Raw genomic sequence first — 19,272 nt, forward strand, 5'->3', positions numbered from 1 at the left:
TCAGGGAGTGAGGGGCTGACGTGCACGTGACGAATGTCGCGGCGAGCTACTACCAGTCGTACTCCGTCGTCGGACTGCTCGCCGTCGTCGGCGTGCTGTTCGTCGCCGTCGCCTTCGGCGCGGGGCGGTTGTTGCGTCCCGTCGTGCCGACACCCGAGAAGCTCCTGACGTACGAGTGCGGCGTCGACCCCGTCGGCGAAGGCTGGGCCCACACCCAGGTCCGCTACTACGTCTACGCGTTCCTCTACGTCATCTTCGCCGTCGACTCGATCTTCCTCTTCCCCTGGGCGACGGTTTTCGCCGCGCCCGGCTACGGTGCGACGACGCTGGTGGAGATGTTCATCTTCCTCGGCTTCCTGACCGTGGGCCTGCTGTACGCATACAAGAAGGGCGTCCTCACATGGACGTGACCCCCGCTTCCGCTTCCGCCTCCGACTCCGCCCCCGTCGATCTGCCGGAGCCGGTGCTGCGCGCCGAGCCGGAGAAGCTCGGCGTGCTGTCCCGCCTCGCGCCCGAGCCGATGAAGGTGGTCCTCAACTGGGGCCGCCGGTACTCGTTGTGGGTCTTCAACTTCGGCCTCGCCTGTTGCGCCATCGAGTTCATCGCCGCCTCCATGGCCCGGCACGACTTCATCCGGCTCGGCGTGATCCCGTTCGCGCCCGGTCCGCGCCAGGCCGACCTGATGGTGGTGTCGGGCACGGTGACGGACAAGATGGCCCCCGCCGTGAAGCGCCTGTACGAACAGATGCCCGAGCCCAAGTACGTCATCTCCTTCGGCGCCTGCTCCAACTGCGGCGGCCCGTACTGGGATTCGTACGCGGTGACCAAGGGCGTCGACCAGATCATTCCGGTCGATGTGTACGTCCCCGGCTGCCCGCCCCGGCCCGAGGCGCTGCTCCAGGGCATCCTCAAGCTCCAGGAGAAGATCGCGGCGGAGTCGCTCGGCGAGCGGTACGGCCGCGGGAAGGACAATGGCAACCGGCCTTCGACGGCAGCTCTCCAGAGCGGACTTGTGAAGCCGCCGACGGCGACGGGATCCTCGGCCTCGGCCTCGGCTCCGGGGGAGGGCAAGGCATGACCGGCTGGCTGCCGAGCGCCGTCGAGGAGCTCTTCGGCGCGGATGCCACGGCGGACGAGTCGTACGACCTCCTGACGGTCGACGTCCCGCCGAGCTCGTGGATCGCGGCGCTCGAAACCGCCCGCACGACCCTGACCTGCACCTACTTCGACTGGCTGAGCGCCGTCGACGAACCGGGCACGGGCTTCCACGTCTCGGCCCACGTCGTCGCCCTCTCTCCGGTACGTCGCCTCCTCATCCGTACGACCGTTCCGCACGACGCCCCGGTCCTACCGACCGCGGTCGACGTCTACGCGGGCGCGGCGTGGCACGAGCGCGAGACGCACGAGATGTTCGGCGTCGCTTTCGAGGGCCACCCGCACCTGGTGCCGCTGCTCCTGCCGGACACCTTCGAAGGCCACCCCCTCCGCAAGGACTTCGTTCTGGCGGCCCGGGTCGCGAAGGCGTGGCCTGGCGCGAAGGAGCCGGGGGAGTCGGAGCACGGCGGGCCGAAGCGCCGCCAGATGCTGCCGCCCGGCGTACCCGACCCGAACGAATGGGGCCCCCTCAAGGGCCAGCTCCCCGCAGCTCCCGCCCGCCCGGCCCGCGGCGCCGCCCGCGCGGCAGGCGACCGCCCGGCCCGCCGGGCACGCACGGCGGGGGAGGGCTCGGCGAGCCAGGCGGCGGGCGCGCAGCCGGCGGCCGACCAGGGCGAGGCACCGACTCCGCGCCGGGCGCGGAGTGTGAGCCAGGGCTCGGCGTCGCAGCGGGCGGCGGAGGAGACAACGCCGAAGCCCGAGCCGAAGCCTGATTCAGAGGCCGCCCCGGCACCCGAGACGAAGCCCGAGAAGCCAGCGGCCAGTTCCGACGCCCCGTGGCACCAGGCCCGCCCGGCGTTCGAGGACACGGAGAAGCCCGCCGAAACTGCCGAAGACAACAGCCCCAAGGACAACGGCCTCGAAGCCAACGACCACCCCGAAGACAACGACCGCCCAGGAGGCTCGGAGTGACCGACGCGCTCGACGTCGCCCTGCGTCTCCTGATCGTCTTCGCGGTCTTCCTCGTCCTGCCCCTGGTCATCGGCCAGACCGAGCACAAGGTGATGGCCCACATGCAGGGCCGCCTCGGCCCCATGTACGCGGGCGGTTTCCACGGCTGGGCCCAGCTCGTCGCCGACGGGGTCAAGTTCGCGCAGAAGGAAGACGTCGTACCGGCCGAGGCCGACCGCCGCATCTTCCAGCTCGCCCCCGCCGTCGCCCTGCTGCCCTACCTCCTCGTCCTGGTCGCCATCCCCATCGGCCCGAGCGAAGGCGCCGTCGGCCAACTCGTCGACGCGGGCATCTTCTTCGTGCTCGCGGTCATGGGCGTCGGCGTACTCGGCTCGCTCATGGCGGGCTGGGCCAGCGCCAACAAGTTCTCCCTCCTCGGCGGCCTGCGCACCGCCGCCCAGCTCCTGGCGTACGAGCTCCCGATGCTGCTCGCCGCGGCGTCGGTCGCGATGGCGGCCGGGACGGTGTCGCTCCCCGGCATCCTCAACGCCTTCGAGTGGTGGTGGCTGCCCTGGCAGATCGTGGGCGCCCTCGTCTTCTTCGTGGCGGGCCTCGCCGAACTCCAGCGCCCTCCCTTCGACATGCCGGTCGCCGACTCGGAGATCATCTTCGGCGCGTACACCGAGTACACGGGCCTCCGCTTCGCCCTCTTCCTCCTCGCCGAGTACGCCGGAATCGTCGTCCTCTGCGGCCTCACCACCGTCCTCTTCCTCGGCGGCTGGCACGGGCCCTGGGGCGCCGACGGCCTCGGCTGGGTCTGGACCCTCCTGAAGACGGCGGTACTCGCCTTCCTCGTGATCTGGCTGCGCGTCAGTTACCCCCGTCTCCGCGAGGACCAGCTCCAGAAGCTCTCCTGGACCCTCCTCGTCCCGCTCGCCCTCGCGCAGATCGCGCTCACCGGAATCGTGAAGGTGGCGATCAACTGATGGCTCCCATCCCCGGGTCCGGCCTGGCCAAGGGCCTCGCCGTCACCCTCCGCACGATGACGAAGAAGACCGTCACCGAGCAGTACCCGGAGCACCAGCCCGAACTCCCGCCCCGCACCCGCGGCGTCATCGGGCTCTTCGAGGAGAACTGCACGGTCTGCATGCTCTGCGCCCGCGAGTGCCCGGACTGGTGCATCTACATCGACTCCCACAAGGAGACGGTCCCGCCGGCCGTCGAGGGCGGCCGCGAGCGCAGCCGCAACGTCCTCGACCGCTTCGCCATCGACTTCTCCCTCTGCATGTACTGCGGCATCTGCATCGAGGTCTGCCCCTTCGACGCACTGTTCTGGTCCCCGGAGTTCGAGTACGCCGAGACCGACATCCACGAACTCACCCACGAACGCGACAAGCTCCGCGACTGGATGTGGACGGTCCCCGCCCCGCCCGCCCTGGACCCCGCGGCCGAGGAGCCCAAGGAGATCGCCACCGCCCGCAAGGCGGCGGAGAAGCTGGCGGCGGCGCAGGAGACCCAGTCCGGCGCGCGGGAAGGGGAGTCGTGAACATCGCTGCGGAGGCCCAGGGCTTCCTCTCCCCGACAGGAGTGGAGATCGCCTTCCTCCTGGTCGGCCTCGTCACCCTCGGCTCGGCGATCGTCACCGTCACCACCAAGCAGCTGGTGCACGCCGCCCTGTGGCTCGTGGCGACGCTCGGCGGCCTGGCCGTCGAGTACCTCCTGCTCACCGCCGAGTTCATCGCCTGGGTGCAGGTCCTGATCTACGTAGGCTCCGTCGTCGTACTCCTCCTCTTCGGTCTGATGCTGACGCGGGCCCCCATCGGCCGCTCCCCTGACGCCGATTCGGGCAACCGCCCGGTCGCGCTCGCGGTGGCCGTCCTCGCTGCGGCCGCCCTGGTCTGGGTCGTCGTCGACGCCTTCCGGACGACCTGGATCGACCTCGACCGCGCCGCCGACGAGGCCCAGGGCTCCACCGCGGTGACCGGAAAGTTCCTCTTCCAGCACTGGGTGCTGCCCTTCGAGGCCCTCTCGGTCCTGCTCCTCGCCGCCCTGGTCGGCGCGATCGTCCTCTCCCGCAGGAACGCCCGCATGACCCGCCTGAACGAAGCCCCCGGCGACACCCGCACGACCGGCGACCCCCGCACGACTGGTGCCCCCAGCGACAAGGAGCAGCGCTGATGCACCTCGCCTATCCCGCCGTCCTGGCCGTCCTCCTCTTCTGCGTAGGCCTGTACGGAGTGCTCGCCCGGCGCAACGCGATCCTGGTCCTGATGTCCGTCGAGCTCATGCTCAACGCCGTCAACCTCAACCTGGTCGCCTTCGACGTCTGGCTCCGCGACGCCCTCCACTCCGGCCAGGCCCTGACCCTCTTCACCATCGCCATCGCCGCCGCGGAGATCGGCATCGGCCTCGCGATCGTCCTGGCGGTCTACCGCAACCGCGGCTCCTCCGCCGTCGACGAACTCCGCGACACCGCCGAGGGCCCCGACGACCCCGAAGACGATGCCGAGGGCGCGGCCACCGAAGAGCCCGCCCCGGCAGAGAAGTCGCAGAAGGCTGAGGCCACCGCGTGACCACGACCACCCTCGCCGTACTCGTCCCCCTCCTGCCGTTCCTCGGCGCGGTCGCCGGTCTGCTGCTCGGCCGCACCGTCCCGGGACTCGTACGCCCCCTCGCGGTGCTGCCCACCCTGGTGGCGCTGGTCCTCGCCGTGCTGGTCGCCGCCCGCCACGGCGGCGGCGCCGACATCGACTCCGCCACCGAGCTCACCCCGACCGGCTCGGTCCCCATCGAACTCGCCCTGCACATCGACGGCTTCGCCGCCCTCGTCGCCGTCCTGGTCGGCGTCGTCGCCTCCTGCGTGCAGATCTACTCGACGGGCTACTTGCGCGACGACCCGCGCTACCCCTCGTACGCCGCTCTCGTCTCTCTCTTCACCTCCGCGATGCTGCTCGTCGTCTACTCCGGCGACCTGATGGTGCTCCTGGTCGGCTGGGAGATCATGGGCATCTGCTCGTACTTCCTCGTCGGCCACTACTGGGAGACGCCCGAAGCCCGCGCCGCCTCCCTCAAGGCCTTCCTGGTCACCAAGCTCGGCGACGTCCCCTTCCTGATCGGCCTGTTCGCGCTCGCCGTCGACGCCGGGTCGTTCCGCATCACGACGATCCTCGCGAAGGTCGCGGACGGCGGCCTCGACCACCCGACGCTGATCGCCCTGCTGCTCCTGGCCGGTGTGGCGGGCAAGTCGGCGCAGTTCCCGCTGCACACCTGGCTGCCCGACGCGATGGCGGGCCCCACGCCCGTCTCCGCGCTCATCCACGCCGCGACGATGGTCGCCGCCGGTGTCTACTTCGTCGCCCGGCTCCTCCCGGTCTTCGCCGCCTCGTCGGCAGCCCTGGTCGTCCTCGCCGTCATGGCCGCCGTCACGATGGCCGGCTCGGCCCTCGCGGCGCTCGCCCAGGACGACATCAAGCGCGTCCTCGCCTACTCGACGATCGGCCAGCTCGGCTATCTGACCGGCGCCCTCGCCGTCGGCGACCGCGGTGCCGCCGTCTTCCACCTCCTCTCGCACGGCGCGTTCAAGGCGCTCCTCTTCCTCGGCGCGGGCGTGATCATCCACGCCGCCGGCACCAACTCCCTTGCCGCGATGTCCCGCATGAGGGGCCTGCGCGACCGGGTGCCGGACGCGTTCTGGACGATGACCGTGGCGCTCCTCGCGCTCGCCGCGATCCCGCCCTTCAGCGGCTTCTTCTCCAAAGAAGCCGTCCTGGGCGCCGCCGAGCACGCGGCCACAGGACACTCCGAGACCGCGCCCACCGCGGCGGGCTGGATCGTCCTGGTCGCCGGTCTGCTGACCGCCCTCCTCACCGCCGCCTACGCGACGCGTCTGTGGCTGCTCGCCTTCAACGGGCAGGGCCCCGAAGCCCCGGCCCACGCCCGCCAGCCCGTCACGATGACCGCCGTGCTCTGGGTGCTCGCCGTCCCCTCACTCGCCTTCGGCCTCACCGTCGGCGTCCTGCCGGACTGGTTCGACGGCCACTCGCTCAACCCGACCCTCACCACCTCCGTCCTCGGCACGGGACTCGCCCTCGTCGGCGGGCTCGTCACGTACGGAGCGTGGCGCCACACGACGGCGCTGGCCGTCCGCCACCCGATGGGCGCGGTCGCCGCCGACACGGGAGCCGACGGAGGCCTGGTCGAGGCCGAGGCCATCGCCACGCACGCCCCCGCCTACGGAGACGTGGCCCAGGCCCACGACCCGGCCGACCCCGGCCGCCTCCTGCTCGGCCCGCTGCACCGGCACGCCGCTGTCGGCTTCCACCTCGACGCCGTCTACGCCGCCCTGTTCGTGCGCCCCGTCCAGGCCGCCGCGCGCCTCGTCCGGTTCCTCGACCGCGAGGTCGTCGACACCTACGTACGCGGCGCGGGCACCGCACCCCGCTGGCTCGGCGCGGCAGTCCGCCGCGCGCAGACCGGCAACGTGCAGACCTACCTGAGCGCGCTGCTCGCAGGCACCGTCGTCCTGGCTGTCGCCGCCGTCCTCGTCGCCACCGCCGGAGCGTGAGCAGCCGTGATCGATATCAGTGAATCCGTGATGCAGCTTCTTTTGGCGTTGATCGTGGTCGGCCCGCTCATCGGCGCCGTCGCGGCTCTCCTGCCCGCCCCGCCCGGACTGAAGGGGAAGTCGCCCGACCAGGCGGTGCTCCGCCACGGCGTGGTCGTGACAGGCGTGATCCTCATCGCGGCGATCGTCCTGGCGCTCGGCTTCGACCATGACCATCCGTCAAAGATGCAGGCCACGACCGATATCAGCTGGATCCCCGCACTCGACGTGCGCATCCACCTCGGCATCGACGGCATCTCGCTCCCCCTCCTGGTCCTGACCGCGCTCCTGACCTTCCTCTGCGCGCTGTACTCCTACTTCAAAATGCCGACGGGCCCGTCTCCCAAGGCATTCGTCGCGCTGATCCTCGTACTCGAGTCCGGCACCCTCGCGACCTTCGCCGTCCTCGATCTGCTGCTGTTCTTCCTGGCGTTCGAGATGGTCCTCATCCCGATGTACTTCCTCATCGCGCGCTGGGGCGGCGCCCAACGCACGCAAGCCGCCTGGAAGTTCATCCTCTACACGCTTCTCGGCTCCGTCGTGATGCTGCTCGGTCTCCTCCTCATCGGCCTCAAGTCCGGCACATTTGACATGGTGGCACTCGCCACTGACAACGGCCCTCGCCTGAGCACATCCGTGCAGGTCATCGCCGTTCTGGCGATCGGGATCGGGCTCGCGGTCAAGACGCCGATGTGGCCGCTGCACAGCTGGCTGCCTGACGCGCACACCGCCGCGCCGACCGTCGGCTCGGTCCTGCTGGCCGGCGTGCTGCTGAAGATGGGCACGTACGGCTTCGTCCGGATCCTGCTGCCGATCACGCCCGACGGGATGCAGACCTTCGCGCCCTACCTCGCGGCCTTCGCGGTCGTCGGGATCATCTACGGTTCGCTCGCCTGCCTCGCCCTCGCCAAGCAGGGCGCGAAGGGCGACCTCAAGCGCCTCATCGCGTACTCGTCCGTGGGCCACATGGGCTTCGTGCTCCTCGGCATCTCGACGATGAGCCCGACCGGCGTGAACGGCGCGCTGTTCGCCAACATCGCGCACGGCCTCATCACCGGCCTGCTGTTCTTCCTCGTCGGCGCGCTGAAGGACCGCACGGGCACCAGCGACCTCGACACCCTCGCGCAGGAGTCGGGCGCCGCGCTCTACGGCAAGGCGCCCCGCCTCGGCGGCCTCCTCGCCTTCGGTGCCGTCGCCTCGCTCGGGCTCCCGGGCCTGGCCGGGTTCTGGGGCGAAATGCTCGCCCTGTTCGGCGCGTTCAAGCCCGCCGACGAACTGAGCCGCCCGGCCTTCCTCACCTTCATGGCGATCGCCGCCGTCGGCACCCTGCTCACCGCCGCGTACATGCTCATCGTCGTACGCCGCGTCTGCATGGGCCCGATGCCCCAGGGGCCCCAGGGGTCACAGGGCGCCGACAAGATCGAACCCCCGGCGCTCGCCGACGTCCAGGGCTACGAGTTCGCCGCCTGGACCCCGCTCGTCGCCCTCACCGTCCTCGCCGGACTCTGGCCCGCCGCTCTGCTCGGCCTCACCGACCCGGCCGTGCAGCAGCTCCTCTCAGGAGGCAAGTCGTGACCGTGGCCGCCGAAAGCGCCGTCGGCGTCGTCCAGTCCGTCGACTGGCTCGCGATCGCTCCGCCCACCATCGCGGCAGTCGTCGGTCTCCTCGTGCTCGTCGCCGACCTTTTCGTGGGCGACAAGAAGAAGGCACTGCTCGGCTGGATCTCCGTCGCGGGACTCGCCGTCGCCGCGCTCTTCCTGCTGCCGATCCTGAACGACGACCGGTCGACCTTCTGCCTGACCGGCGGCGCCGAGGCCTGCAGCTACACCGCCGACCGCTTCACGCTCGTCATCCAACTCCTCGTCCTCGGCGGTGCCTTGCTGGCCGCCCTGCTCTCGATGAGCACGCTCAAGGACGCGAACGGCACCGCCAAGGAACTCCCCGAAGGGGAGTTCTGGTTCCTGCTGCTGTCCTCAGCGGCGGGCGCCGCGCTGCTGCCCGCCTCGCGTGACCTCGCCACGCTCATCGTCGCCCTGGAAGTGGCCTCCCTCCCCGCCTTCGCGCTCGTCGGCCTCAGGCACGGCGACAAGCGGTCCTCCGAAGCGGCCCTGAAGTTTTTCCTGTCCTCCGTCACCGCGACCGCCGTGACGCTGATGGGCGTCAGCTTCGTGTACGCCGCGACCGGCACCCTGCACCTCACGGAGATCGCCGAAGAGCTCCAGCACGTCGACGGGCAGCTGGACACCCTCGCCCAGACCGGTGTCGCCCTCACCCTCGTCGGCTTCGCCTTCAAGGTGGCCGCCGTGCCCTTCCACTTCTGGGTGCCCGACACCTACGTAGGCGCCCCCTTGCCGGTGGCGGCCTACCTCTCCGTGGTCGGCAAGGCGGTCGGCTTCACCGGCCTGATCCTCGTCACCGTCGTCGCCTTCCCCTCGTACGCGGACGTGTGGGGCCCGGCGCTCGCCGTGCTCGCCGCCCTCACCATGACCGCGGGCAACGTGGCGGCGCTGCGCCAGCAGGCCACGCGCGCGTACAGCGCGGTACGCCTGCTCGCGTGGTCCTCGGTCGGCCAGGCGGGATACCTCCTGGTGCCGATCGCCGCGGCCGGATACGCCGACAACCCCGCCGAGGCCGAGAAGGCCATCGGCTCCACCGTCGCGTACGCCCTGATGTACGCGGCCGTGAACCTCGGCGCCTTCGCCGTCGCCGCGCTCGTCGGCCGTACGCGGCGCCTGAACCGCGTCAGCGACTACCGGGGCCTGTACGCCAGGAGCCCCCTCGCGGCCCTGGTGCTCGGCTTCTTCCTGCTCTGCCTCGCGGGCCTGCCGCCGGGCATCATCGGCCTCTTCGCGAAGGTCACCGTCTTCTCGGCGGCGGTCGACGCGGGCCTCGGCTGGCTCGCCGTGGTGATGGCCGCGAACGTGGTGATCGCGCTCTTCTACTACCTCCAGTGGACCGCGCTGCTGTTCCGCGCCCCCGAGGGCGAGCCGGTCAAGCACCGCGTGCCGGCCCCCCTTACGGCGGCCATCGCCCTGACCGCCGTCCTCGGCATCGCGCTCTCCGGAGCACCGCAACTCGTCCTGAGGTTCTCCGACACCGGCCTGTTCTGACGGGCCGCCTTCTCCGTAGGGCCGCTCGGACCGTCACCCGAGCGGCCCACGTCACTCCTGCGCCGCTCCTGCGCGCACAAGGGAACTAGTGCTCCCCGCCTGGCGTTGACCAGTACGGGAGGGTCCACTGAAGAGTGGAAGCACCAGTAGACAGAGGGTTCCCCCACGCACCACAGGAGGGCGTACCGTGCACCGCCGGCACAACGGGCTGAAGACCGCCGTACTCCTCGGGGGACTGTCCGCTCTCATCCTCGTCATCGGCAGTTTCTTCGGACGTACGGGCTTGATCGTCGCGCTCTTCGTGGCGCTCGGCACCAATGCGTACGCGTACTGGAACAGCGACAAGCTCGCCCTGCGCGCCATGCGCGCGCGCCCGGTGAGCGAATTCGAGGCCCCCGAGCTGTATCGCATGGTCCGCGAGCTCTCCACCCAGGCCCGCCAGCCCATGCCCCGGCTCTACATCTCACGCACGGAGGCGCCGAACGCCTTCGCGACGGGCCGCAACCCCCGTAACGCGGCGGTGTGCTGCACGGACGGCATCCTGCGCCTCCTGGACGAACGCGAACTGAGAGGCGTCATCGGCCATGAGCTGAGCCACGTCTACAACCGCGACATCCTGATCTCGTCGGTCGCAGGCGCACTCGCCTCCGTGATCATGTTCCTGGTCAACTTCGCCTGGCTGATCCCGATCGGCAGGTCGAACGACAACGACGGCCCCGGCATCTTCGGCATGCTCCTGATCATGCTCCTAGGCCCGCTCGCCGCCTCCATCATCCAGCTCGCGATCAGCCGCTCCAGGGAGTACGAGGCCGACGCGTCCGGCGCCCAGCTCACAGGGGATCCCCTGGCCCTCGCGAGCGCCCTGCGCAAGCTGGAGACGGGGACGAAGCAGCTTCCGCTGCCGCCCGAGCCACGCCTTGAGACGGCAAGTCACATGATGATTGCGAACCCTTTCCGTCCGGGGCAGGGCATGTCCAAGATGTTCTCCACGCACCCGCCGATGGCGGAGCGCATTGCCCGGCTCGAGCAGATGGCAGGTCGCCAACAGTGAAGACAATCCTGAACGTCATTTGGCTCGTCCTGTGCGGCTTCTGGATGTTCCTCGGCTATCTCGTGGCCGGGGTGCTTCTGTGCATCACGGTCATCGGCATCCCCTTCGGGGTCGCCAGCTTCCGGATCGGCCGCTATGCCCTGTGGCCCTTCGGCTACACGACAGTTGAGCGCCGCGACGCGGGCGCGCCGTCCTGCATCGTGAACGTCCTGTGGCTGATCCTCGCGGGCTGGTGGCTCGCGCTCGGCCACATCGTGACGGGCTTCCTCCTGTGCGTCACGATCATCGGCATCCCGCTGGGCGTCGCCAACTTCAAGCTGATCCCGGTGTCGTTGATGCCCCTCGGCCGCGAAATCGTGCGCACGGACCAGCCGTTCGCGTCGCGCTAGCGCGCGTGCCGGGCCGCGCCGCGGCCGGTGTGTCGTACACCCCACCTGGCTGATCACCGCAACCACGCCCCGCCCCCGTGTCGTCCTCCAGGACAACAGCACAAAGAGGGCACGAAGAGGGGCAGGGTCACCGCATGGGCATCATCAGCTGGATCGTTCTGGGGCTGCTCGCCGGTGCCGTGGCCAAGGTCTTGCTGCCCGGCCGCGACCCGGGCGGCTTCATCGGCACGACCGTCATCGGCATCGCGGGCGCCTTCATCGGCGGCTGGCTCTCCGCCCGCTATCTCGACCGCCCGATAGTCAACGACTTCTACGACGGCGCGACCTGGGCGGCGGCCATCGGCGGCTCACTCGTCCTGCTCGTCGCCTACCGCATCCTCTTCGGCCACTCGCGCCGCTGAGCCGCGCACGCGCCACCCACGCCGCCTGAGGGCGTCGTCCCCCGATCTGCGGCCAGCAGCAAGGGCGGGCACCCGATCCGGGTGCCCGCCCTTCGGCGTCGTACGACGAGCAATCAGCAGTACTTACTGCGGTACCTACTGGCAATCACCGGTAGTTGACGAACTGCACCGCGAAGTCGAAGTCCTGCCCCTTGAGCAGCGCCTGCACGGCTTGCAGGTCGTCGCGGCTCTTCGAGCTGACCCGCAGCTCCTCGCCTTGGACCTGCGCCTTGACGCCCTTGGGGCCCTCATCGCGGATGATCTTGGCAACCTTCTTCGCGTTCTCCTGGGAGATGCCCTCTTCGATCGAGGCGAAGATCTTGTACTCCTTGCCGGACAGCTGCGGCTCGCCCGCGTCCAGCGACTTCAGCGAGATGCCGCGCTTGATCAGCTTGGACTGGAAGATGTCGAGGATCGCCTTGACCCGCTCCTCGCCGTTCGCCTCCATCAGGATCTTCTCGCCGGACCAGGCGATCGAGGCGCCCGTCCCCTTGAAGTCGTAGCGCTGCGAGATCTCCTTGGCGGCCTGGTTGAGGGCGTTGTCGACCTCCTGCCGCTCGACCTTCGAGACGATGTCGAAACTGGAGTCGGCCATGTCCTGTGGCTCCTTGTATCGGGGTCTGCGTACGTCTGCGTACGTGTGCGTACTGAGCTGGTGCACGGCCTTCGGTCCCTGGCCGCATCCGCAAAGCCTAGCCACCGCCTCCGCGCCGGGGGCCGATCAATCGGGTGGCGAAGCACCCCTGTCCATCAGGTATCGTTTACGTCGTTGCCACGGAGCGCCGCCCCAAAGCGGATGGTTCCAGGCAGCGACCCAGGCGGTGTGCCCGAGCGGCCAAAGGGAGCAGACTGTAAATCTGCCGGCTCAGCCTTCCCAGGTTCGAATCCTGGCGCCGCCACACGGGAACGAAGGGCCCGTGACCTGCGAGAAATCCAGGTCACGGGCCCTTCGTCATGTCTCCCTGCGGCAGACTTTCTGTCTCGCTCCGTCTCGCATTCGAACGCCCCGTCTCGAAGTGTGTGGACGGGCCGTGGACGGGCTTGTGCGGCTGGTTAGCGGTGCAGCCCTAGGCGAGCGGAGATCTTGGCGTTGGCGGCCTCGTCTCCGCCGCTGAGGAACTTGGCGTAGACGCGGAACAGCACGGCGATGCTGTGGCCGGCCCGCTTGGCCACGAGCTGAGGCTCCACGCCTGAGCTAAGCCAGGTGGATACGGCAGCGTGACGAAGGTCATACGGCCGCTTGGCCAGTGACGACTCTCGTTGTCCGGGCGTGAGCGCCCGTGAGCGGGCTTCTGCCCAGACTTCGCCGTATCCGGTGTCCTGGATCAGTCCGCCGCGCTGTGTGCGGAACAAGCGGCCGTCGGGGGCTACGCCGTACGCCGTGACGTGCCACCGGAGCAGAGCAACCAGGTCGGGCGGGATAGGGACCGGCCGGACCGCTTTGCGCGGGCGGTGCTTCAGCCCTCGCTTTTCGTGGGATTCGCCGCTGTCAGTCCACGCCGAACCCGATCGTGGGCGTGTCTCCCGGATCCGCAGCATGCCCCACCCGCGGCGCGGCAGGTCGCAATCCTGGATCCGTAGCCCGATGACTTCCGCCGGCCGTGCTGCGGCGTAGTACATGCAGCCGAAGAACCCCACCAGACGACGTCCGCGGGGGCTCTGGTCCCGTACGGCCGCCAAGAGCTTCGCAGCCTGCCCAGGGTCCGGCACACAGGCCGGGTCGACCTCCTCTTCGACTTGCTCGGGAGCCTTCCAGTTGAGCCGGGGGAGTGGGTTCTCCGAGATGAGGTCGGCCTCTACCGCGTACTCCAGGGAGTTGTAGAAGATCGCTCTCTTCCTGCGGATCGTTCCGGCCGCCGCGGTCTTGCCGTCCAACTTCTTCGAGGCAGCGTCCAGCGCGGCACGTACGACCAGACGATCCGAGAGCGCCGACGCGGGAAGGGACTTCCGCTCGAACCAGGCGAGAACCTTGGCTACCTCGGTCGGCGGCTCTTCGTCCCAGCGGTTCTTGTTGAAGGCCCAGCTGTAGAGGGCGGTGCGCACGGCTCTGGCGTCGGCCATGCCCTTGGTGTCCTTCACCAGAGCGGGCGTGACGGTCGCCATGGCTTCGGCCAGGGTCCGCCGGGTGGAGCCGGGGGAGTGGGTCCACTTCATCTCGATGTACCGGCGGGCGTGTTCGTACCAAGTGATGTCCCGTTCCTTCACGACCAGGGACTTCGGAAGTCCACTGGCGACGTCGAACGGCTCTCCTTCACGAGCTGCGGTGATGAGCTGGGCCCGGCGGCTCTCCGCCAGGCCCAGCGTCAGGAACGACTCCGAATGGGGGCGTAGGCCCACCTTCCAGCGGAGTTGGTAGGGCTTCCGGTAGTCACGCTTGCGGATAGCCCAGATCTTGACGGTGTAGCTCCACTCGGTCACGCGGCGTCCAGTTCTTCGAGGAAGGCGTCTAGGACACTGCGGCGCATCCGCACGCGGCCAGTCGGTGTGTGCTTCGCCGGGGGGCCGTATCCCCGGTCACGCCAGCGGTACCAAGTGGCGCGGCTTATGCCGATCTCTTCGAGTGCGTCGGTGAGGGGCACCCATTCGTCGATGGGGGCACGTCGCCGACGGGTAGCGGTGGCCATCTCAAGATCTCCTTGGACAGAAGGAGGGATAGACGAAGGGAGGGGGAGCCCGTGCTCCTCCCTCTCAGGTCCGCTACATCCGCTACATCCGCTACAGGGCAGGTCAGAGGCCTGTTTCCTGTAGCGGATAGGCGGGATGTAGCGGATAGGCGGCGCTACGCCGTGCGGTGAGCTGCGGCGGAGGTAGCGGCTTCGGCGGAGATGTAGCGGATGCCGGGAAGCTCTTCCGCTACGTTTTCACCCCCGCTGACCTGCGGTGTAGCGGATGTAGCGGGTGTAGCGGACTTCTCGGGGGGTGGGGGGCAGTAGCGAAGCCACGCATCGGCGAGATCTTCCGCGTAGTAGCCCTTCGGGACGCCCGCCGGAGTGCGGATCGAGCGAGGCCGGATCGTCTTGTTGTCGGCCGTGACGTACTCCCCGAGCATCTTGGACAACACGCGGGGAGTGAGCGCTTTGCCGTTGCCGTCCAGATCGCCCCACGGGGCGTCGTCGATCGCGTAGAGCGCCTTGATGATTTCGGCGGTGGCCAGCCGGTCGGCTCCGCAGAACACGCGGTCCCTCAGGTCCGTCAGCAGCTGCACCCCGAGCGAGGCTTTGTCTTCTTCCCTGGCAGTGATGACGAGATCGATGCAGGCGGCTCGGGCCCGTTCGGGCCAGTCGCCACCAGCCGCATCCGCGACCGCGAGCAGGGGTTCCCATACGTCGGCGGGGCGGTCGGTTACGCCTTCCGGCATGGCTGGCCAGGCATCTTGGAGGCTCTCGCGCACAGTGTCGGCCCACTGCGCGAGGGAGTCGCGGAGCGCGTTGCCCTGCTGCTCGTGCACGCGCCGGCGGTAGGGCTCGATCGTTTCGTTGGGGGCGCGCTTGCGCATGCGGACGATGATCGAGCGGGTCAGGATCGTGTCCGGCAGCGAGCCGAGCCCGGCCATCGCGACCGCGCAGTAGGAGGAGAACTCCTGCACGGTCTGGTTGGCCCCGTCACCGACACAACGCCACATCCCAACTCCGCGGCGATGCCCGGCATTCAAGAACCCACGCAGAGGCTCGTTGTCCCCTGCCTTGGGGCCGAACACTGTGTCGACCTCGTCGAAGAGGATTGTCGGGCGGGCATCGCTCGCGACCGAACGGAACATGGCGGAGGCGGAAGCCTGCGCGGCGACCATGCGGTTGGGCACGAGCGTTTCCACGATCTCCAGTGCCCTGCTCTTCCCGGAGCCGGGCTCCGGGGAGAGGAAGGCGATGCGGGGCGTGGAGTCGAAGGCGTCGATGAGGTGGGCGTGCGCGTCCCAGAGCGCGACGGCGACGTAGGCGGCCTCGCGGGGAAAGATGTTGAAGCGTCGGTGGAACGCTTCGACCTCATCGAGCAGGGCCGCGCCGTCGATAGGCGGCGCGGTCTCGGGGGTGCTGGTCATGCGGCGTTCCTCCCTTCCTGAACAGTGCGGAGCGGGCATTGATCGTGGTGGGCGGTGTGGTCGTCGATCAGGGCGAGCACCTTGCGTCGCCCCACGGCGCTGCGGTCCCGGCCGCACAGGCACCGCGAGGTGGCGGTGGGGGTGGCGCCGCGGGGTGCGCGGATGTGGAGCCAGGCCACGGGATAGCGCCCATCGCCGGCGGGCGGGGCGCTGGGGTGCTGTTCGGCGGGAAGGGCTGAAAGGACGCCCTGACGGGCGACTTCCTTTCGGCTGCCCTCCCGAGCCGGACGTACCGCGCGGTCCGCGGAGTCAAGCCGAGATGGCGTGCTGGGGAGGCTTTTCAGGCGCGGGCGGGAGGCGGTGGTCATGCGGCCTCCCGCGGGCGGGCGGTGCGGATCGACCAGTTCAGTGCGCTGCGGATGGTGGCCGTGCACTCGGATGCGGACAGGCCGGCCGCCTCCCCGGCCGCCTGAAAAGCCTCCTCCACCACGTGCCGGGGGATCTCGCCCCAGGCCACGAAGCGCCCCAGCGCGCGGGCGCCCGCCAGCAGCCGCTGATTGCGGCCCCCTTCGCCAGTGCCCGCGACCTGTGCGGCCTCCCGCTCCAGGGCGACGCTCGCGCGGCGGCTGGCCGCGCCCGGTACGAGCACCGGCGCGAGCCGAGCCGTACCGGACGGGGCTGCCGGGGCCTGAAGGAGGGTGTGCAGCCAGTCGGGCAACTCCGCTGTAGGGCGGTCGATGTCGACCACGTAAGCGCCCTGTGGGGTGCGACTTCCGGCGGCGACGATGTTGCCGCCCGAGCCGCGGGTGTCGATGCGCGCGGCGAGGGTTCCCGCCGTGCTCGACAGACGGGCCGCGGTGTGGAAGTACAGGTGCAGGCCGCCGCTGGGGGTCCGCACCGTGTAGGTGGCGGGCCAGGGCTCCCCGGCGCGCTCGCAGAGCGCTTGGAAGTTCGTCGCGCCGCAAGGCGCGTCCGCACTGTCCCTTCCCTTGGGGATATCCAGGTCAACGACCAAGAGGTGGGCGGGGCCGGTGGCGATGCCGACGTTGAACGCGCCGCTCTGCCAGGTAAGGCGAATCCGTTCGACGTGAGTTGTGGCCCGCTGCTCCCACTTCACGTGCCCGCCTGTGCAGGGGCCCCGGCCGGTGCAGGCACCTTCTCCGTGCAGGGCCGAGCCCTTGCCGCCGGGACGCAACGGGTGGACGGGCCAACCGCGCCGCGCCGCCTCCAGCGCAGCGGCCAGCAGGACATCACTCATGCCGCCGCCTCCATCCGGTGCTGAAGGAAGGCACGGCCCACCCACGCGGTGTAGGCGGGTGGGAGGGCCTCACGGAGACGGAAGTGATCCGTCGACCAGTCGATGCCCTTGGCCTGTTGGATCTCTTGAACGGTGGCCTTGCCACCGCCCTGCCCGTAGGCGGCGACGTAGGGGCCGGTGAAGTACTGGCCGTGGCGCCAGCCGCGGACCCGGCCGCGGTGGGCCGGGTGCACAGGTTGGGCGGCGGTCCAGTGGCCGAGTTCGAAGTAGCGGTGCATGAGCACCCCAAGGGAGAACATCTCCCCGCACAGCCGCAGATCCTTGCGGACCTCGGAGCCGGCCACGTTCTCCATCACCCACGGCCGACCGGTGGCTTCCAGGGCCGCGCGGGTGGGGGCGATGAGGCGGGGATGGGTGCGGCCGATGGCGTTGTTGCGGGCCTTGTTGGTGCCCTTGGTGGGAGCGCCCTCGCCCTGGCAGGGCGGCGAGGCGTGGATGAAATCGTACTTGTGGCCGTGGGCACGGATGAAAGCGATGGCGTCGCCCTGGTGGAAGGTATCGCCGCAGTAGTCGGGCTGCGGGGCGATGTCCACGCCGGTGACCTGCCAACCGAGCATCTGGTAGCCACGGGCAGCGCCGCCGATGCAGCCGTAGGCGTCCAAAACCCGTAACGACCGGTCCAAGGTGCGTGCTCGCGGTGTGCGGGCAGAGTGCGTCATGCTGGATGTCCTCCAGTTCCTGTTTGGGTACTGGCTGGCAAGGGCGGCCCCGCGACTTTGGCGAGACGGAGGGGCCGCCCTTGGCGTAGCTAGAACGGGGGCTCGTCGCCGGGCTTGGAGTCGGTCGACGGCTGGTCGGTGGGCTTGCCGTTGATGGCGACGGTGGTGAAGCGCAGCGAGGCGCCGATGTCGTCGATCTCCAGGGCGAGCATGGAGCGGTTCTCGCCCTCGGGGGTCTGCCAGTTGTGCTGGCGGATGCGCCCGGTGGCCACCACGCGGGTGCCCCTGGTCAGTGATTCGGCGACGTGCTCCGCGAGGGAGCGCCAGGCGGCGCAGCGGAAGAACGTGGACGTGCCGTCCTTCCACTGATTGGTGGTCTTGTCGAAGGTGCGCGGGGTAGCGGCGATGGTGAACTTGGCCAGCGCCGCGCCGGAGTCGGTGAACTTGACCTCCGGGTCGGTGGTCAGGTTGCCGACGACGGTAATCGGGGTTTCTCCGAAGGACACAGGTCTCTCCCAGTCAGTCTGATCAGTGGTGAGGCGCAACATCCCTTGCGCCATCTGTTGCGACATCCCTGGCGGCTATCCCTTGCATCAACCCTTGCGGCCCGTTGTTCAGCCACGGCGAGTTGGCGCAGGTCACCACAGGTGTGATGGCGTGGTCGGGGGGTCTGACATCCCCTCTGCAGCCGCCCTCCCCGTCCCACGGAAGGAAGAAGGTGGGGTGGGGCAGTCGGCGGCATCGGCGATCGGGACGGTTCTTGATCACTGCGCGCCGACGTGGCCGGCTTGCCGTGCCGCTCAGGGGCGGCTGGTGTCGTCGTCGGTACGGACGACGGCGAAGGTGTCATGGATCGCGTCGTAGTGGACGTGGACCGGTCCGGGGGCGCTCGCTCGTGCCTGCGTGGCGCGGTGTGCGGCGACCAGCGAGGCGCGCGGGTTGCCCGCGGGGTAGGCGTCGATACGGATCGGGTGGTGCCCGGTGCAGTAGCGGCACGTCATGGCGCTACTCCTTCGAGGGTTCAGCCGTAGAAGCGGTTGCGCTTGATGACGGCCTTGCGGATGTTGACCGTGGTCCCGCCGCTGGAACCGCCTGTTCCGAAGATCTGGACGGCGATGTAGCCGCCGAAGATGACCGCGGCGAGGATGATGAGCTGCTGGACGAAGGCGGCGAGTGCGGCGATGAAGCCGGTGAGCAGGAGCAGGCCCCCGCAGACGCCGGCGAAGCCGATTCCTCCAAGCGCGATGTTCACCGCGGTACGGCTCACGCCCGGCTGTGCGGTCGGCGCGGGCGCCGCCGGCTGCGTCTGCGGGGCGAGGGTGTAGCCGGTGGCGACCCGACCGTCGGGCAGGACGACCGACTGCACCGCGGACGCGCTGCCCGGCTGCAGAGGCACCAGCGGCGCCGCATACGGGACAGCAGGCGTGATCGGTATGGGGTGGTGCACTTCGACGGCCGCAGGCCGCTCGGGGTGGTCCATGAGGGCTCCCTCGGATCGCCTGCGGGCCCGCACTGGGTGGGTGCGGGCCCGCAGGGGGTGAAGTGTCAGGGGCGGGTGTCACGGCTCGCTGTCAGAGGGCGTGACACGTGCGCCTGCCTAGGGGTTTGGGTGTCAGGGCG

The 19,272-nt window shown here is 69.6% G+C and carries 22 protein-coding genes and 1 tRNA gene; 14 read left to right on the top strand and 9 right to left on the bottom strand.

Annotated elements, in window-relative coordinates:
• Positions 1–20: 20 nt before the first annotated feature.
• From ACWGI2_RS16355 to ACWGI2_RS16415, 13 genes are all read left to right on the top strand, one after another.
• A complete protein-coding gene (locus ACWGI2_RS16355) occupies positions 21–410 on the top strand; it encodes an NADH-quinone oxidoreductase subunit A (RefSeq protein WP_266863289.1) in 390 nt (129 codons plus the stop codon).
• A complete protein-coding gene (locus tag ACWGI2_RS16360; protein WP_453695980.1) occupies positions 401–1,078 on the top strand; it encodes an NADH-quinone oxidoreductase subunit B in 678 nt (225 codons plus the stop codon). Before ACWGI2_RS16355 ends, ACWGI2_RS16360 begins: the two co-directional genes overlap by 10 nt.
• Complete coding sequence (locus ACWGI2_RS16365; RefSeq protein ID WP_453695981.1) at positions 1,075–2,067, top strand: NADH-quinone oxidoreductase subunit C; 993 nt, start codon at positions 1,075–1,077, stop codon at positions 2,065–2,067. Before ACWGI2_RS16360 ends, ACWGI2_RS16365 begins: the two co-directional genes overlap by 4 nt.
• Entirely contained in the window at positions 2,064–3,032 is a 969-nt protein-coding gene (locus ACWGI2_RS16370) for an NADH-quinone oxidoreductase subunit H (RefSeq protein ID WP_160506617.1), read from the top strand. The genes ACWGI2_RS16365 and ACWGI2_RS16370 overlap by 4 nt, the downstream gene beginning before the upstream one ends.
• On the top strand, positions 3,032–3,592 hold the full coding sequence (locus ACWGI2_RS16375) for a NuoI/complex I 23 kDa subunit family protein (RefSeq protein WP_160506618.1): 561 nt from the start codon (positions 3,032–3,034) through the stop codon (positions 3,590–3,592). Before ACWGI2_RS16370 ends, ACWGI2_RS16375 begins: the two co-directional genes overlap by 1 nt.
• Positions 3,589–4,224 carry an NADH-quinone oxidoreductase subunit J family protein gene (locus ACWGI2_RS16380; RefSeq protein ID WP_453695982.1) on the top strand — a complete coding sequence of 212 codons (636 nt, stop codon included), beginning with the start codon at positions 3,589–3,591 and terminating at the stop codon, positions 4,222–4,224. The genes ACWGI2_RS16375 and ACWGI2_RS16380 overlap by 4 nt, the downstream gene beginning before the upstream one ends.
• Positions 4,224–4,619 carry an NADH-quinone oxidoreductase subunit NuoK gene (nuoK, locus tag ACWGI2_RS16385; protein WP_453695984.1) on the top strand — a complete coding sequence of 132 codons (396 nt, stop codon included), beginning with the start codon at positions 4,224–4,226 and terminating at the stop codon, positions 4,617–4,619. The genes ACWGI2_RS16380 and nuoK overlap by 1 nt, the downstream gene beginning before the upstream one ends.
• The gene (locus tag ACWGI2_RS16390; RefSeq protein ID WP_453695985.1) at positions 4,616–6,610 is read left to right on the top strand and encodes an NADH-quinone oxidoreductase subunit 5 family protein; all 1,995 of its coding nucleotides are present in this window, start codon (positions 4,616–4,618) and stop codon (positions 6,608–6,610) included. The genes nuoK and ACWGI2_RS16390 overlap by 4 nt, the downstream gene beginning before the upstream one ends.
• Before the next feature lie 6 nt (positions 6,611–6,616).
• A complete protein-coding gene (locus ACWGI2_RS16395; protein ID WP_453695986.1) occupies positions 6,617–8,224 on the top strand; it encodes an NADH-quinone oxidoreductase subunit M in 1,608 nt (535 codons plus the stop codon).
• Entirely contained in the window at positions 8,221–9,759 is a 1,539-nt protein-coding gene (locus ACWGI2_RS16400) for an NADH-quinone oxidoreductase subunit N (protein ID WP_453695988.1), read from the top strand. The genes ACWGI2_RS16395 and ACWGI2_RS16400 overlap by 4 nt, the downstream gene beginning before the upstream one ends.
• 187 nt (positions 9,760–9,946) lie before the next feature.
• On the top strand, positions 9,947–10,810 hold the full coding sequence (gene htpX / locus ACWGI2_RS16405; protein ID WP_453695990.1) for a zinc metalloprotease HtpX: 864 nt from the start codon (positions 9,947–9,949) through the stop codon (positions 10,808–10,810).
• Complete coding sequence (locus ACWGI2_RS16410; protein WP_453695992.1) at positions 10,807–11,199, top strand: YccF domain-containing protein; 393 nt, start codon at positions 10,807–10,809, stop codon at positions 11,197–11,199. Before htpX ends, ACWGI2_RS16410 begins: the two co-directional genes overlap by 4 nt.
• A 134-nt stretch (positions 11,200–11,333) precedes the next feature.
• Positions 11,334–11,600 carry a GlsB/YeaQ/YmgE family stress response membrane protein gene (locus tag ACWGI2_RS16415; protein ID WP_453397462.1) on the top strand — a complete coding sequence of 89 codons (267 nt, stop codon included), beginning with the start codon at positions 11,334–11,336 and terminating at the stop codon, positions 11,598–11,600.
• A 145-nt stretch (positions 11,601–11,745) separates the two neighbouring features.
• Here the strand turns inward: ACWGI2_RS16415 and ACWGI2_RS16420 are convergent, their stop codons facing one another.
• A complete protein-coding gene (locus tag ACWGI2_RS16420; protein WP_393473025.1) occupies positions 11,746–12,234 on the bottom strand; it encodes a YajQ family cyclic di-GMP-binding protein in 489 nt (162 codons plus the stop codon).
• Positions 12,235–12,456: 222 nt separating this feature from the next.
• On the opposite strand from ACWGI2_RS16420, the gene ACWGI2_RS16425 reads away from it, so the two are divergent.
• Positions 12,457–12,538 (top strand) — tRNA-Tyr (locus ACWGI2_RS16425).
• Between the two features lie 154 nt (positions 12,539–12,692).
• On the opposite strand, the gene ACWGI2_RS16430 is transcribed toward ACWGI2_RS16425, so the two are convergent.
• From ACWGI2_RS16430 to ACWGI2_RS16465, 8 genes are all read right to left on the bottom strand, one after another.
• The gene (locus ACWGI2_RS16430; protein ID WP_453695994.1) at positions 12,693–14,057 is read right to left on the bottom strand and encodes a tyrosine-type recombinase/integrase; all 1,365 of its coding nucleotides are present in this window, start codon (positions 14,055–14,057) and stop codon (positions 12,693–12,695) included.
• Complete coding sequence (locus ACWGI2_RS16435) at positions 14,054–14,263, bottom strand: helix-turn-helix transcriptional regulator (protein ID WP_453695995.1); 210 nt, start codon at positions 14,261–14,263, stop codon at positions 14,054–14,056. Before ACWGI2_RS16435 ends, ACWGI2_RS16430 begins: the two co-directional genes overlap by 4 nt.
• Positions 14,264–14,418: 155 nt before the next feature.
• The gene (locus ACWGI2_RS16440; protein ID WP_453695997.1) at positions 14,419–15,675 is read right to left on the bottom strand and encodes a DUF3631 domain-containing protein; all 1,257 of its coding nucleotides are present in this window, start codon (positions 15,673–15,675) and stop codon (positions 14,419–14,421) included.
• A gap of 364 nt (positions 15,676–16,039) precedes the next feature.
• On the bottom strand, positions 16,040–16,933 hold the full coding sequence (locus ACWGI2_RS16445) for a bifunctional DNA primase/polymerase (RefSeq protein ID WP_453695998.1): 894 nt from the start codon (positions 16,931–16,933) through the stop codon (positions 16,040–16,042).
• Positions 16,930–17,652 carry a DNA methylase gene (locus ACWGI2_RS16450; RefSeq protein ID WP_453696000.1) on the bottom strand — a complete coding sequence of 241 codons (723 nt, stop codon included), beginning with the start codon at positions 17,650–17,652 and terminating at the stop codon, positions 16,930–16,932. Before ACWGI2_RS16450 ends, ACWGI2_RS16445 begins: the two co-directional genes overlap by 4 nt.
• A gap of 89 nt (positions 17,653–17,741) precedes the next feature.
• Complete coding sequence (gene ssb, locus ACWGI2_RS16455) at positions 17,742–18,158, bottom strand: single-stranded DNA-binding protein (protein ID WP_453696001.1); 417 nt, start codon at positions 18,156–18,158, stop codon at positions 17,742–17,744.
• Positions 18,159–18,452: 294 nt separating this feature from the next.
• Positions 18,453–18,653, bottom strand: coding sequence for a hypothetical protein (locus ACWGI2_RS16460; protein ID WP_453696002.1), 201 nt, complete (start codon positions 18,651–18,653; stop codon positions 18,453–18,455).
• Positions 18,654–18,673: 20 nt separating this feature from the next.
• A complete protein-coding gene (locus ACWGI2_RS16465; protein WP_453696003.1) occupies positions 18,674–19,132 on the bottom strand; it encodes a hypothetical protein in 459 nt (152 codons plus the stop codon).
• Positions 19,133–19,272 lie beyond the last annotated feature (140 nt).

The sequence above is a fragment of the Streptomyces sp. NPDC054866 genome (genome assembly GCF_053610745.1).

What these genes read in the sequence shown, in the direction of transcription:
- ACWGI2_RS16360 (WP_453695980.1), top strand. Translation starts at nt 401, where the DNA reads ATGGACGTGACCCCCGCTTCCGCTTCCGCCTCCGACTCCGCCCCCGTC.
- ACWGI2_RS16365 (WP_453695981.1), top strand. Translation starts at nt 1,075, where the DNA reads ATGACCGGCTGGCTGCCGAGCGCCGTCGAGGAGCTCTTCGGCGCGGAT.
- ACWGI2_RS16375 (WP_160506618.1), top strand. Translation starts at nt 3,032, where the DNA reads ATGGCTCCCATCCCCGGGTCCGGCCTGGCCAAGGGCCTCGCCGTCACC.
- nuoK (WP_453695984.1), top strand. Translation starts at nt 4,224, where the DNA reads ATGCACCTCGCCTATCCCGCCGTCCTGGCCGTCCTCCTCTTCTGCGTA.
- ACWGI2_RS16415 (WP_453397462.1), top strand. Translation starts at nt 11,334, where the DNA reads ATGGGCATCATCAGCTGGATCGTTCTGGGGCTGCTCGCCGGTGCCGTG.
- ACWGI2_RS16420 (WP_393473025.1), bottom strand. Translation starts at nt 12,234, where the DNA reads ATGGCCGACTCCAGTTTCGACATCGTCTCGAAGGTCGAGCGGCAGGAG.
- ACWGI2_RS16435 (WP_453695995.1), bottom strand. Translation starts at nt 14,263, where the DNA reads ATGGCCACCGCTACCCGTCGGCGACGTGCCCCCATCGACGAATGGGTG.
- ACWGI2_RS16440 (WP_453695997.1), bottom strand. Translation starts at nt 15,675, where the DNA reads ATGACCAGCACCCCCGAGACCGCGCCGCCTATCGACGGCGCGGCCCTG.
- ACWGI2_RS16445 (WP_453695998.1), bottom strand. Translation starts at nt 16,933, where the DNA reads ATGAGTGATGTCCTGCTGGCCGCTGCGCTGGAGGCGGCGCGGCGCGGT.
- ACWGI2_RS16450 (WP_453696000.1), bottom strand. Translation starts at nt 17,652, where the DNA reads ATGACGCACTCTGCCCGCACACCGCGAGCACGCACCTTGGACCGGTCG.
- ACWGI2_RS16460 (WP_453696002.1), bottom strand. Translation starts at nt 18,653, where the DNA reads ATGACGTGCCGCTACTGCACCGGGCACCACCCGATCCGTATCGACGCC.
- ACWGI2_RS16465 (WP_453696003.1), bottom strand. Translation starts at nt 19,132, where the DNA reads ATGGACCACCCCGAGCGGCCTGCGGCCGTCGAAGTGCACCACCCCATA.